Consider the following 13208-nt stretch of genomic DNA (forward strand, 5'->3'; position numbering starts at 1 on the left):
TCAGTCTGCTAAGCTGTTTAAACGCTATAAAACAAAGTCTGCCAACCACTGAGTAAAACGATACGTATAAACTGACAGGTGAGTTGGTTTCTTCCCTCAAAAGAATGCATTAGCAAGGAGGCCTTATGATTACCCATATAAGCCCCGCAGGTAGCATGGATTTGCTATCCCAACTGGAAGTTGAACGTCTTAAGAAAACCGCATCGAGTGAGTTATACCAACTCTATCGTAACTGCACGCTCGCGGTCCTCAACTCCGGCAGCCACACCGATAACTCAAAAGAGCTATTAGACAAATACCTTTCATTCGATGTGAACGTGGTTAGACGTGAGCGCGGCATCAAGCTTGAATTAGCGAATCCGCCTGAGCATGCATTTGTCGATGGCGAAATCATTAAAGGTATTCAAGAGCATCTATTCTCTGTTCTACGTGACATCGTGTACGTGAACATGCACTTAGCGGACAACCAACGCCTTAATCTTACCAATGCTACGCACATTACCAACCTTGTATTTGGCATTCTGCGCAATGCGGGCGCCCTAACTCCGGGCATCGAGCCAAATCTTGTCGTGTGTTGGGGTGGCCACTCAATCAATGCAACCGAATACCAATACACTCGCGAAGTAGGTAACGAGCTTGGACTTCGTGAGCTGAACATCTGTACAGGCTGTGGCCCTGGTGCAATGGAAGGACCAATGAAAGGGGCAGCGATTGGTCACGCCAAACAGCGTTACACTGAGCAGCGCTACCTTGGTTTGACAGAGCCTTCAATCATTGCTGCAGAGCCACCAAACCCTATCGTGAATGAACTGGTGATCATGCCAGACATCGAGAAGCGTCTCGAAGCCTTTGTACGTATGGCGCACGGCATAGTGATCTTCCCTGGTGGTCCGGGTACGGCAGAAGAGTTGCTGTACATCTTGGGCATCATGATGCACCCAGATAACGCCGACCAACCAATGCCAATCGTGCTAACGGGTCCAAAAGAAAGCGAAGCTTACTTCCGCTCAATCGATGCTTTCATTGCAGATACGCTGGGTGAAGAAGGCCAGAAACACTATCAAATCGTTATTGATGATCCGGCCGAAGTCGCTCGTATCATGAAGCGTTCGATGGAGGATGTTCGTCAACACCGCAAAGAAAAAGGCGATGCCTACAGCTTTAACTGGTCAATGAAGATCGAACCAGAATTCCAATTGCCTTTTGAGCCAACTCACGATGCGATGGCAAGCCTAGATTTGCACTTGAATCAGCAACCACAGGTACTGGCTGCGAGCTTACGTCAGGCTTTCTCTGGCATTGTTGCGGGTAACGTAAAAGCAGAAGGCATTCAAGAAATCGAACGTCATGGTCCATTTACCATCAACGGCGATCCCGTGCTAATGAAGAAGCTGGATAAGTTACTGAAAGACTTTGTTGAACAACACCGCATGAAACTACCAGGCGGAACGGCCTATGAGCCATGTTACCGAATTGCCCATCAGGAAAATGGTGGTCGATAGATAACTCAGCTTTGGTTACACTAGGGGCATTACGCCCCTTTTTTATTGCTAAGTCATTATGTCTATTCATCTTGTTATTATTGATGCCCTAAACCTGATTCGTCGCGTGCACTCTGCACAACCCGATCCGACCGACATAGCAAGAACCATCACGACGACAGGACGAACGCTAACTCGCATCCTTTCTGAAGCTCAACCTACGCACATCATCGCGGTGTTTGATCATCATGAGCAAGATAGAGGCTGGCGCGCTGAAATTCTTCCGAACTACAAGCAAAATCGTAAACCTATGCCAGAGCCGCTAATGCGGGGATTGGATGCCATCCAACAAGCTTGGTGGGAAGAAGGCATTGATTCACTATTGTCTGAAGGCGATGAGGCCGATGATTTAGTCGCAACACTGGCAACTAAAGTGGCGAGCCACGGCGAAAAGGTCACGATTGTCTCGACCGACAAAGGCTACTGCCAGCTGCTCTCCCCGACTCTTCAGATCCGAGATTACTTCCAACACCGTTGGCTCGATGAACCGTTTATCGAAAAAGAGTTTGGCGTAAAACCATCTCAGCTCGCGGATTATTGGGGTTTGACAGGAATCAGCTCAAGCCAAGTTCCGGGTATTCCGGGTGTTGGCCCTAAAGCAGCCAAAGAGATCTTAACTCAATTCGAAGACATTGAAGCCGCTTACGCTAGCGAAGAACTGGTACCGAAATATCGTAAGAAGTTTGATGAACATATTGAGTCGGCGCGCTTATGCAAACGTGTAGCAGCACTTAAATGCGATATTGAACTAGGTTTCAACCTACAAGACATTCGCTTTACCGGACCAAACAAAGCGGAATAGCCATCGACTTCAAACACTAAAAAAGCGCCTATTGCAGGCGCTTTTTTGCTTCTACTCTATCGCATATCAACGCGTAGATTAATGCGGAGAAATGTTCGATAGGCACTGAATGTGAATCGTGATTTCTTCACGGTCGTGGTACAGGTGCTTAGCTTGCAGCTTGAACTTCACCTTGTTCTCAATCAGGAACATTTTTAGGTTTTCCAAATCTTGCAGTACTTCGTCGTAGCGACCTTTCATTGGCAGTTTCAGGTTGAAGATGGCTTCTTTTGCCCAACCTTTCAGTAACCACTGTCCCATCAAGTGAGCAACGCGTGCTGGCTTCTCAATCATGTCACATACAATCCAAGTCACGTTCTTGCGGTCTGGTTCAAACTTAAAGCCATCCACCATGTGGTGCTTAATTTGTCCCGTTTCCATTAGACTGTCTGCCATCATGCCGTTATCGACACAGTGAACGAACATCGAACGCTTCACCAATTGGTAAGTCCAACCGCCTGGACACGCACCGAGATCTACGCCCCACATGCCTGGTGCTAAACGCTCATCCCACTCTTCGCGAGGAATAAACACGTGGAACGCTTCTTCTAGCTTCAAAGTAGAACGACTTGGTGCATCTGCAGGGAACTTCAAACGAGGAATGCCCATGAAGAACTGAGAGTTGTTACCTGGGTATGAGTAACCTACGTAACAATGACCAGGAGCCACAAAGCAAATATGCAACACAGGCTTCTTCGCATTGTCTTTGTTCCACATCAGACCTTTACCACGCATCGCTTGACGCATTGGTACCGTGAACTTACGGCAGAACTTCAATAGCTCTTTCGCTTCGTTGGTGTCTGGGGTTTCAATACGTAGATCACCACAACGTGGGAATTCTTCCATTTCAGACAGTTCAGCAAGAATTGGACTGATACGGTCTTCGCTTGGCAGAGCTTCAAATTCAGCAGCAACGGCAAACATTTGGCGAGCAAAAATCAATGCGCTGAAATCTAGACCTTTCGCTAGCTTATCTGCGTCTCCATCTTGGTAACACTCGAAGACAACATAACCTGAATTTTTCTTCACACGAGGGAAGCCATACACTTCAAGTTTTGTTGCTTTGTCCTGAATTTCACCAGCACACTCTTTCTCAAAGCCAGAACGGCAATAGAGCATTAGTTGTTTCACTTGGAGACCTCTTTGATATTAAACGCAGCAAAAAAGAACAAACACCAACCGATCATGAACAAGAATCCTCCCATAGGGGTGATTGGTCCAAACCACTTGATACCTGTCAGCGCCAGCGCGTAAAGACTGCCGCTAAAACAAAAGATGCCGATGATAAAGCAAATCGCCGCGATGAAAAAATACTTTTGTGCTTTTTGTCCCAAATTTAGTACGAGCAAAATGGCACAAAGCGCGATAGCCAAAGTATGGATGAATTGGTACAAAACACCGGTCTCAAACACACCGAGTAAATAAGGCGAGAGCGTTGCTTTTAAACCATGAGCAGCAAACGCTCCTAGCGCAACAGAAGTTAAACCAGAAAGTCCTGTAAAAGAAAGTAACCACTTACTTTTCATTGGATACCTCTTTAATAAATGTCGCTAATTGCTCTACCGTCAAGGCAATATTGCCTTCTTCCGTAAAGCCGGAACGTTTACGAGGCTTGAATCCATGGTCGCCATCGGGCAAGAAACTCACCGTTACTTGGTCAGAAAGAGCAAAGCCATCGAATTCTTCTCGCTTGCCAAAGGTATCTCGCTCCCCTTGTAAAATAAGCGTCGGCTTATTGATCGTCGCGAGATGCTCACCTTTGTACTTTTCAGGTTTGCCTGGCGGATGGAACGGAAAGCCCAGACACGCAACGCCTGCTACTAGGTTATTGTCTGCAAGCAGGCTCGACATACGGCCACCCATCGATTTACCACCAATGACAATAGGCTGTGAAGTAAAGTGAGTGATCACTTCTTCATATGCTTCCAGTAACTTTGGCGCACGATCTGGCGGACGTTTTTTACCATCTTCTGCTCGCTTAACCATATAAGGGAAATTAAAACGCACCACACGAATACCTTGCTCAACTAATCCTTTGGCTACAGCAATCATGAAGTCATGCTCCATACCGGCACCTGCGCCGTGAGCAAAAATAAACAGTGGTCCGTTCTCAGGCCCTTCAGCTATCCAATGGCTCATCTAGTACTTCCTCTTGTTCTTTTCGTGCGGTCGCCAACATCCAATCCCTGAACGTCGCGATACGTCCCATATCCGCTTGTTGTTCGTGACACACCACGTAGAAGGCATTCTTAGAAACCAGCACCTCATCAAATGGTGCAATCAAGCGTCCCGCTTCCATTTCAGGTTTAGCAAGTACGTTGTTTCCTAGTGCAACACCTTGCCCATGCGCCGCCGCCTGCAACACCATGGTTGAGTGGCTGAAGATTGGACCATGGTTTACGTTGATACCTTCGATATTTTGTTGGCGAGCAAACTGCTTCCAATCTTTACGAGAAGTATCGTGTAACAAGGTGTGTAATTTAAGGTCACTTAGAGATTCTAATGGTTTGTTACCTAAAAGTAACGATGGTGAACAAAGTGGGATCAAAAACTCTTGGTAGAGTTTATCGGCACGCAAACCAGGCCAATTTCCACGACCATAATAGATAGCTACATCAACATCATCAGTCAGTGAACCTTCATCCATATCCACCGCTTTAATGCGCACATCAATGTCTGGTTCTTGCGCGTTAAAATCGGCTAAACGAGGCACTAGCCATTGGATGGCAAAACTCGGTGGCAAACTGATGGTTAACGCACCTTTTTCACTACGTTCCAATACCTTATCGGTCGCTTCAGCAATGGAAGTGAAGATATCTTTAATGTCTAAAAAGTAACTTTGCCCTTCTTCCGTCAGTAATAACGAACGATTACGACGACGGAAAAGTTTCAGCGATAAGAACTCTTCTAACGCTTTAATTTGATGACTCACTGCGGCTTGAGTAACAAACAACTCTTCAGCAGCACGGGTAAAACTAAGATGGCGAGCAGCCGCTTCAAAAACGCGAAGCGAATTTAACGGAGGCAATCTGCGAGACATTATGGGACCTCAAGTAGGATTAGTTTTTTTAATCTGAAACATTATAAAATGTCCGTTGCCGAACAGCCAGATAAATTCTATATTTCATCCCGCAACACGAGCCTGAACGGCTTGATTCCATTTGTGAATCAATTGGCTTCGTTGTTGCGATGTTGTGTTTGCAAACTCGTATTTCGAGTTCGGTAGAATTCTACCATGATGTTTTGTCCACACTCCCTGTGACAAAACATATACTTCCTGTATTTATTTTGACCTGTCTGTCAAATTTCTTGCACCGCCTAATTAGGCGGTGTTTTTTTATCTAGACCATCCACATTTCTTCTTTTATAAAAAATTGGCATCAACGTCACTTTTCATCCTCACTTCGGATTATCTATCGTTATATCAATACAAATTTCGAAACGTGTGATTTAACGCAATACTACCACTTTAATACACTCCATTTTGCGCGCGCTAAAACGAAAAAAGCGCAAACTGATTTCTCAATTTGCGCTTTTGTGATCTTCTGTTTTACAACGATTCTATGGGCGGTAAACCTTCACGTTGTTGAAACCTTGCTCCTGCAAGTACAATGCCTGTAGACGGCTCATCACACCGCGGTCACAGTACAGAAGGTAAGTCTTAGATTGGTCTAAGTCTCCGAACTGAGTACCTAGCTTGTAGAATGGAATGTGCTTAACGTCCACACCATCGATTTCTAATGGATTATCGTCTTCCTCTTCAGGACTACGAATATCCAAAACGATAGCGTGCTCTTCTACAGCTTGAACCTGCTCTACTTCTGGTGCTGCTTGCTCAGACTCTTTTGCGATATCACGAATGTCCATCACGCGAGCTTCTTGCACAACTTGCTCAAGAATCGCAAAGTCAAACTTCTCTTCTTCCGCGTTCAGTCTGCCCTTTACCGCTTTCACTGTTGGCTTCTTAGAGATAACACCACAGTACTCAGGCATCGTCTTAGCGAAGTCTTCAGTACCAATGTCACGCGCTAGGTTGATGATGTCTTCTTTATCCCAGTTGATAAGCGGACGAAGAATCAGGGTGTCAGTCACATTATCGATATGACGCAAGTTAGTCAGTGTTTGGCTTGATACTTGGCCTAGAGCTTCACCCGTAACCAATGCTTCGATCTTAAACTTCTCTGCCACCATACCAGCGGCACGCATGAACATGCGCTTCAAGATCACGCCCATTTGGCCGTCGTCGACTTTTTCTAGGATTTCAGCAACTACTGGTTCGAAATCAACAGAGATGAAGCGAACTTTTGCAGAAGAACCGTATTTGTTCCATAGGTAATGAGAAACCTGCTTAACGCCGATCTCGTGTGCTGGACCACCTAGGTTAAAGAAACAGTAGTGAACTTTTGAACCACGCTTGATGTGCAGGTAACTTGAAACACCAGAGTCGAAACCACCAGAGATCAGGCTTAGTACGTCTTCTTGTGTACCTAGAGGGAAGCCGCCTAGGCCTTTGTGACGAGCCAACACTTGGTTTAGCTTGTCATTGGTTACTTCAACGTTAATCGTTACGTCTGGCTTGCTTAGCTTAACACGAGCACTTTCTACCGCTTGGTTAAGACCGCCACCTACGTAACGCTCTAGTTCAATAGAAGTAAAATCATGTTTACCACGGCGTTTAGCACGCACGACGAAAGTCTTACCTTCGATCAGTGAACCGCTTAACTCCAACACTTGCTCGTAAATATCGTGCAAGTCTTTGAACTCAGTTTGCTTCACCTCAAGAACATGGTGGATACCAGGGGTATGAGTCAGAACTTCTAAAACTTCAGCGTGAAACTCGTCACTCTCAGAGGTCACTTCAATGTGATCACGACGGTTGAATACCGCGACAGATTCCGTACGGCTCTTAACGATGTTACGAATGTTGCACTCTAAAATCTTTGTGAAGCGCTTACGCACAGATTCACTTTTTACAAAAATTTCTGGATGGGGCTTTACAATAAATTTCATAGTCTAGTTCGCAGGTTAGTTTCGCAATCAACAATGAGTGATACTCCGCACTAGGTGTTCATACGTAAAAATATCGCGCATGTCACACTCAAACTTTTGAGCTCACTTTTAAAGGCGCAAGATTATACACCCAAGCGAAATGGAATGACAAAAAAAGCGAGCTTGACGCTCGCTTTAGTATAAGAATAAATACTCGGTTATTGAATTACCGGCACTTCTTCGCTGTAGAGTGGTTCACCTTGCATGATGCTGATTTCGACGCGGCGGTTAAGCGCTCGGTTCGCATCCGAATCATTTGGTGCCAATGGCTCAGTATCCGCCATACCACGCACGCGTAAGCGTTGATGCGAGAAGCCTCGTACTTTCTCCATTTCTTGAGCAACCGATACCGCTCGTTGCGACGACAGGTCCCAATTGGAGCGATACAGCTCAGAATCCAACGGTTGGTTATCCGTATGGCCAGAAACTCGTACGATGCCCGGTACATCTTTCACCAACTCCGCAATCTGACGCACCAGCGGTCTAAACTTCGGCTGGAGGAACGCAGAGCCTTCAGGGAATGCCCCTTTCTCTCGCATTCGAATCACGATCTGTTGGCCAAGGTTTTCGACCTCTATTGCTCCTTGCTCAATCTCACGCTCCAACGCTTTCTTGATACTTTCCATCAAGGTATCCATCTCTTGCGAGGTTTGCTCAGACTGCTGTTGTTGCATGTCTGATTCCGCTGATTGGTTGTTTTGCGTTGACGTTTCTGGTGATTGACCACCGGTTAACTTCCCTTGGTCACGCTTAGTGCCACCAGCTCGGTCAGATTCCCCTTCATGAAACTCCAACGTCTGCTGAGTGATGTCCATGGTCTGCTGCATGATGACATCAATCGGTGTTGGCTCTGGGCGACCTGGTCTGAACTCTTGCGCAATAATGCTGGTGCCTTTAGGTATGTCCTTAACCTCAAGTTGGTTCTGAACACCAAAAGCAAATTTCATAGAGCCAGCGATCTGTTTGAACTTCAGTACGTCCATTTCCGAGAACGAAAGTAACAATACGAAGAAACACATCAACAAGGACATCAAGTCAGCGAACGTCCCCATCCATTGGGGGAGGCCAGGTGGCGGACAATCACATTTGTTATCTTCATCCATTAGATGACCTCCAGATTACTCGTCAATCTCAAGGACGCGTTTGCCCTCGTTGAGGTAGTTCTTCAGATAGCTATCGATAACACGTGGGTTCTGACCATCTTGAATTGCGAGTACACCGTCCATAATCAAACGACGGTTGAGTGTTTCTTGATCGCGGCGTAGTGAAAGCTTGTCCGCAATTGGGAAAAACACCATGTTAGAAAGAATTGCACCGTAAAGAGTGGTTAAAAGTGCAACGGCCATCGCAGGGCCGATCGCTTTTGGATCATCCATATTTGAAAGCATGGCAACCAAACCAACCAAGGTACCGATCATACCCATTGCCGGAGCGACATCACCGAATGCTCGAAAAACACCCGTGCCTTGCGAGTGGCGCTCATCGGTCAGTGCAATGTCTTTTTGCAAAGCAGCACGCACCACATCCGCATCATGCCCATCCACCAGTAAGTCGATGCCCTTTTGCATGAAGCTATTATTAATCTCCATCTCTTCCAATGCTAGGAAGCCACCTTTACGCGCTGCGTCTGCCATTTCTACGATCTTAGCAATCAGATCTTCTGGCTCGTCCGATTTGAACATGAACGCTTTGCCCGCAATTTTGGTCGCGCCGAAGAATTGCCCCATGGTGAACTTCATCAATACTACAAACGTTGAACCACCAACGACGATTAGGATTGAGGTGACGTCTACGAACATGCCAATGCTGCCACCAAGCACCATCGCCATAATGACGAATGCAAAACCACCAATCAAACCTATTAGGGTTGCTAAATCCACAAAGCACTCCTCACGCTATACTCAAACATTGCCCAGTCAGGCGAATTATTACTTGTATCGACAACTAGAGCAGAATTTTTAGAAAAATCTTGGTTAATACATCACAAAAAGATCGTTAATACCTTAACTTATTAATGGTCTTCGTCTCATCAGACCCGTTGAACGCTAAATTTGTGACAATTATATAAGGTTAAATTTGACCAAGTTACTAGGCTAAGGTAACTTGCGTGCATTCTATTAGAGGCTTGATTAAGGCAGATAAAAGATGGCGGTTAAGAAACCAGAAAACATGACCTTTGAAGCAACCATCGATGAGCTAGACAGCTTGGTTGATCAACTAGAGAACGGTGACCTTGCTCTAGATGATGCTCTACGTAAATTTGAACGTGGCATTGCACTCGCTCGTGCTGGTCAAACGAAACTGAGCGACGCCGAACATCGCGTTAGCATTCTTCTAAGCGAAGATGATGAAGCACCACTGAGTGACTTCAACCCTGAGTCAGAATAATAAATCAGTAGTGAGCAATGTGATGCAAGAGACATTGACGTCTTATCAACAAAGAAATAACCAACAGTTAAATCAATGGCTTGAGCAATTACCTCATCAAGAACAGCCGTTGATTCAAGCCATGAAATACGGCCTACTCCTCGGCGGTAAACGTGTTCGTCCCTTCCTTGTTTACATCACTGGTCAAATGCTGGGTTGTGAACCTGAAGACCTAGATACACCGGCTTCTGCGATTGAGTGTATCCATGCCTACTCTCTTATCCATGATGATCTACCTGCTATGGATGACGACGACCTGCGCCGTGGACAACCGACTTGCCACATCAAATTTGATGAAGCGACAGCCATTCTGACCGGTGACGCACTGCAAACCCTCGCATTTACGATCCTTGCAGAAGGCGAACTGAATCCGAACGCAGAAAGCCACCGTATAAAGATGGTGCAAGCCCTTGCACAAAGTTCTGGTGCGAATGGCATGTGCGTTGGTCAAGCATTGGACTTAGGTGCAGAAAATCGTCGAGTGTCTCTCGCAGAATTGGAAGAAATTCATCGCAATAAGACTGGTGCACTGATTAACTGTGCCGTAAAACTAGGCGCACTTGCCGCTGGCGATAAGGGCCTAGAGGTTATGCCTCACCTTGAGCGCTACTCTAGAGCGATCGGTCTGGCGTTTCAGGTTCAAGACGATATTCTTGATATAATTAGTGATACAGAAACATTGGGTAAGCCTCAAGGTTCAGACCAAGAGCTAAACAAGAGCACTTACCCATCTTTACTGGGGTTAGAGGGAGCTATGGAGAAAGCTCACACTCTGCTGCAAGAAGCACTTCAAGCATTGGAGGCAATCCCATACAATACTCAGTTACTCGAAGAGTTCGCCCGATATGTCATCGAGCGCAAGAACTAACACTATAAGCGCGCATTTATATGACTCTTGATATTTCAAAGTACCCAACACTGGCGTTAGCAAATACACCGGAAGAGTTGCGTCTTCTTCCGAAAGAAACATTGCCAACTTTGTGCGATGAATTACGCACGTATCTGCTAAATTCAGTGAGTCAGTCTAGCGGACATTTAGCGTCTGGCTTAGGCACAGTAGAGCTAACCGTTGCTCTGCATTATGTTTACAACACCCCAGTGGATCAATTGATCTGGGACGTGGGTCATCAGGCTTATCCACACAAAATTCTTACTGGCCGTCGTGACCAAATGCCAACCATCCGCCAAAAAGGCGGCCTTCACCCATTCCCATGGCGTGAAGAGAGCGAATACGACACGCTATCTGTTGGCCACTCATCGACTTCTATCAGTGCAGCGCTCGGTATGGCAATCAGTGCACAAAAAGAAGATGAAGGTCGAAAGGTGGTAAGTGTTATTGGTGATGGTGCAATCACAGCAGGTATGGCATTCGAGGCCATGAACCATGCTGGTGACGTTCATCCTGATATGCTAGTGATTCTAAACGACAACGAAATGTCGATTTCAGAAAACGTTGGCGCATTGAACAACCACCTTGCTAAAGTCCTTTCTGGTAGCTTATACACCTCTATCCGTGAAGGCGGGAAGAAAGTGCTGTCTGGCGTTCCTCCAATTAAAGAGTTGGTTCGTCGTACAGAAGAGCACCTTAAAGGCATGGTTGTTCCTGGTACATTATTCGAAGAGCTTGGTTTTAACTACATCGGTCCTATCGACGGTCACGATGTTAACGAGTTAGTCAAAACGCTGAAAAACATGCGTGAGCTGAAAGGTCCTCAATTCCTGCACATCATGACCAAGAAAGGCAAAGGTTATGAACCAGCAGAAAAAGATCCTATCGGCTACCATGGAGTTCCAAAATTCGACCCATCACATAACAGTTTGCCGAAGAGCAGTGGCGGTAAACCGACCTTCTCTAAGATCTTTGGTGACTTCCTATGTGATATGGCCGCGCAAGACCCTAAGCTAATGGCGATTACGCCAGCGATGCGTGAAGGCTCTGGCATGGTTCGTTTCTCGAAAGAGTACCCAGAACAGTACTTTGATGTTGCAATTGCAGAGCAGCATGCTGTGACGCTAGCAACAGGCATGGCGATTGCCGGCGATCACCCGATCGTCGCTATCTACTCAACCTTCTTGCAGCGTGGCTACGATCAGTTAATCCACGACGTGGCGATCATGGATTTACCTGTCATGTTCGCTATCGACCGTGCAGGTCTGGTTGGCGCAGATGGTCAAACTCACCAAGGCGCGTTCGACCTTAGCTTCATGCGTTGTATCCCAAACATGGTGATCATGGCACCAAGTGATGAAAACGAATGTCGTCAAATGCTGTACACCGGTCATAAACACACTGGACCAAGTGCAGTGCGCTACCCTCGCGGCAGCGGCATGGGCACAGAAATCGAGCCAGAATTTACTGCACTTGAGATTGGTAAAGGCCGTGTGCTTCGTAAAGGCGAAAAAGTCGCGATTCTAAACTTCGGCACCTTCTTAGGTAACGCGCTAAAAGCGGCTGAAAATCTGGATGCAACCGTCGCAGACATGCGCTTCGTGAAACCACTTGATGAAGAATTGATTCGCCAGCTAGCGTCTGAGCACGATGTATTAGTCACGCTAGAAGAAAACGCAATTGCTGGCGGTGCGGGTGCGGGTGTGATTGAGTTTATGATGCAAGATAAGATCATCAAGCCTGTGCTAAATCTTGGCTTGCCTGATCGCTTTATTCCTCAAGGCACACAAGACGAACTTCATGAAGAACTTGGCTTAGACGCGAAGGGCATTGAGAAGTCGATCAACGAATATCTCGCGAAGTAAGTTAACGCAAACAAGCGCTAAAAGTAAACACCAAAAAGGGATGCCATGATGGCATCCCTTTTGTTTATCTGTCGATTGTTAAAGCGGTATGACTACATCCAACCTGCGTATTTCGCCACTAAGAACAGTGCGATACCCGCCATGATACCGGCCACGATATCATCAATCATGATACCCAAACCACCGTGAACACGTTTATCCAACCAGCCAATTGGCCATGGTTTTACCATGTCAAAGAAGCGGAACAAAATAAAACCAGTCAGCAACCACTTCCATTCCGTGACTGGGATATTTAGTGCTGGTACTAAGCTCATGGTGATCCAAAAGCCTGCAAACTCATCCCACACGATTGAGCCATGGTCATGAACCCCCATGTCATCTGATGTCACTTGGCAGATCTTAATACCAATAACACAAGAGATGAGTACTAATACGACATACAGTGGGAAGGGTAACTGCGCCAGTAACAAGAATAACGGCACAGCTGCCAACGTCCCCATAGTTCCTGGAACCACTGGTGATAAGCCGCTACCAAAACCCGTTGCCAAAAGATGCCACGGGTTCTTTAATGAAATCAGAGAGAGGGGATTGGTCAT

Annotated in this window: 13 protein-coding genes; 5 read left to right on the forward strand and 8 right to left on the reverse strand. The window is 46.3% G+C overall.

Features of this window, described 5'->3' with window-relative positions; translation table 11 throughout:
• Nucleotides 1–125 precede the first annotated feature (125 nt).
• A complete protein-coding gene (gene ppnN / locus BCT11_RS10510) occupies nucleotides 126–1502 on the forward strand; it encodes a nucleotide 5'-monophosphate nucleosidase PpnN (RefSeq protein ID WP_038865411.1) in 1377 nt (458 codons plus the stop codon).
• 58 nt (nucleotides 1503–1560) lie between these two features.
• The gene (gene xni, locus BCT11_RS10515) at nucleotides 1561–2343 is read left to right on the forward strand and encodes a flap endonuclease Xni (RefSeq protein WP_102388292.1); all 783 of its coding nucleotides are present in this window, start codon (nucleotides 1561–1563) and stop codon (nucleotides 2341–2343) included.
• A 78-nt stretch (nucleotides 2344–2421) separates the two neighbouring features.
• Here the strand turns inward: xni and rlmM are convergent, their stop codons facing one another.
• The 7 genes from rlmM to pomA form a co-directional block, all read right to left on the reverse strand.
• A complete protein-coding gene (gene rlmM, locus BCT11_RS10520) occupies nucleotides 2422–3513 on the reverse strand; it encodes a 23S rRNA (cytidine(2498)-2'-O)-methyltransferase RlmM (RefSeq protein ID WP_038865414.1) in 1092 nt (363 codons plus the stop codon).
• Nucleotides 3510–3908, reverse strand: a complete 399-nt coding sequence (locus tag BCT11_RS10525; RefSeq protein ID WP_038865415.1) for a DUF423 domain-containing protein — start codon at nucleotides 3906–3908, stop codon at nucleotides 3510–3512. The genes rlmM and BCT11_RS10525 overlap by 4 nt, the downstream gene beginning before the upstream one ends.
• Complete coding sequence (locus BCT11_RS10530; protein ID WP_038875574.1) at nucleotides 3898–4521, reverse strand: alpha/beta family hydrolase; 624 nt, start codon at nucleotides 4519–4521, stop codon at nucleotides 3898–3900. The genes BCT11_RS10525 and BCT11_RS10530 overlap by 11 nt, the downstream gene beginning before the upstream one ends.
• Nucleotides 4502–5422, reverse strand: a complete 921-nt coding sequence (locus BCT11_RS10535) for a transcriptional regulator GcvA (protein WP_005447583.1) — start codon at nucleotides 5420–5422, stop codon at nucleotides 4502–4504. Before BCT11_RS10535 ends, BCT11_RS10530 begins: the two co-directional genes overlap by 20 nt.
• Before the next feature lie 521 nt (nucleotides 5423–5943).
• Nucleotides 5944–7392, reverse strand: coding sequence for a tRNA uracil 4-sulfurtransferase ThiI (thiI, locus tag BCT11_RS10540; RefSeq protein WP_038865418.1), 1449 nt, complete (start codon nucleotides 7390–7392; stop codon nucleotides 5944–5946).
• 197 nt (nucleotides 7393–7589) lie between these two features.
• Nucleotides 7590–8534: a flagellar motor protein MotB gene (locus BCT11_RS10545; RefSeq protein WP_005440148.1), complete on the reverse strand. Its 945-nt coding sequence runs from the start codon at nucleotides 8532–8534 to the stop codon at nucleotides 7590–7592.
• A gap of 15 nt (nucleotides 8535–8549) precedes the next feature.
• Nucleotides 8550–9311, reverse strand: a complete 762-nt coding sequence (gene pomA, locus BCT11_RS10550) for a flagellar motor protein PomA (protein ID WP_038865419.1) — start codon at nucleotides 9309–9311, stop codon at nucleotides 8550–8552.
• A gap of 265 nt (nucleotides 9312–9576) precedes the next feature.
• Between pomA and xseB the strand changes: the two genes are divergently transcribed.
• From xseB to dxs, 3 genes are read left to right on the forward strand one after another with little or no spacing between them, the layout of a single operon-like run.
• Nucleotides 9577–9819 carry an exodeoxyribonuclease VII small subunit gene (xseB, locus tag BCT11_RS10555; protein WP_038865420.1) on the forward strand — a complete coding sequence of 81 codons (243 nt, stop codon included), beginning with the start codon at nucleotides 9577–9579 and terminating at the stop codon, nucleotides 9817–9819.
• A gap of 22 nt (nucleotides 9820–9841) precedes the next feature.
• On the forward strand, nucleotides 9842–10726 hold the full coding sequence (gene ispA / locus BCT11_RS10560) for a (2E,6E)-farnesyl diphosphate synthase (protein WP_045404911.1): 885 nt from the start codon (nucleotides 9842–9844) through the stop codon (nucleotides 10724–10726).
• A gap of 20 nt (nucleotides 10727–10746) precedes the next feature.
• Nucleotides 10747–12612 carry a 1-deoxy-D-xylulose-5-phosphate synthase gene (gene dxs / locus BCT11_RS10565; protein WP_102388293.1) on the forward strand — a complete coding sequence of 622 codons (1866 nt, stop codon included), beginning with the start codon at nucleotides 10747–10749 and terminating at the stop codon, nucleotides 12610–12612.
• 92 nt (nucleotides 12613–12704) lie between these two features.
• On the opposite strand, the gene pgpA is transcribed toward dxs, so the two are convergent.
• A complete protein-coding gene (gene pgpA, locus BCT11_RS10570; RefSeq protein WP_038865424.1) occupies nucleotides 12705–13208 on the reverse strand; it encodes a phosphatidylglycerophosphatase A in 504 nt (167 codons plus the stop codon).

The sequence above is a fragment of the Vibrio sp. 10N.222.52.B12 genome (genome assembly GCF_002875385.1).
In the GTDB taxonomy this organism is placed as follows: Bacteria; Pseudomonadota; Gammaproteobacteria; order Enterobacterales; family Vibrionaceae; genus Vibrio; species Vibrio jasicida.

Bases quoted from the DNA above. Each gene is read 5' to 3' on its own strand.
- pgpA (WP_038865424.1), bottom strand. From the start codon at position 13,208: ATGACCAATCCCCTCTCTCTGATTTCATTAAAGAACCCGTGGCATCTT.
- xseB (WP_038865420.1), top strand. From the start codon at position 9,577: ATGGCGGTTAAGAAACCAGAAAACATGACCTTTGAAGCAACCATCGAT.
- BCT11_RS10530 (WP_038875574.1), bottom strand. From the start codon at position 4,521: ATGAGCCATTGGATAGCTGAAGGGCCTGAGAACGGACCACTGTTTATT.
- thiI (WP_038865418.1), bottom strand. From the start codon at position 7,392: ATGAAATTTATTGTAAAGCCCCATCCAGAAATTTTTGTAAAAAGTGAA.
- BCT11_RS10545 (WP_005440148.1), bottom strand. From the start codon at position 8,534: ATGGATGAAGATAACAAATGTGATTGTCCGCCACCTGGCCTCCCCCAA.
- xni (WP_102388292.1), top strand. From the start codon at position 1,561: ATGTCTATTCATCTTGTTATTATTGATGCCCTAAACCTGATTCGTCGC.
- ispA (WP_045404911.1), top strand. From the start codon at position 9,842: ATGCAAGAGACATTGACGTCTTATCAACAAAGAAATAACCAACAGTTA.
- dxs (WP_102388293.1), top strand. From the start codon at position 10,747: ATGACTCTTGATATTTCAAAGTACCCAACACTGGCGTTAGCAAATACA.
- BCT11_RS10535 (WP_005447583.1), bottom strand. From the start codon at position 5,422: ATGTCTCGCAGATTGCCTCCGTTAAATTCGCTTCGCGTTTTTGAAGCG.
- BCT11_RS10525 (WP_038865415.1), bottom strand. From the start codon at position 3,908: ATGAAAAGTAAGTGGTTACTTTCTTTTACAGGACTTTCTGGTTTAACT.
- ppnN (WP_038865411.1), top strand. From the start codon at position 126: ATGATTACCCATATAAGCCCCGCAGGTAGCATGGATTTGCTATCCCAA.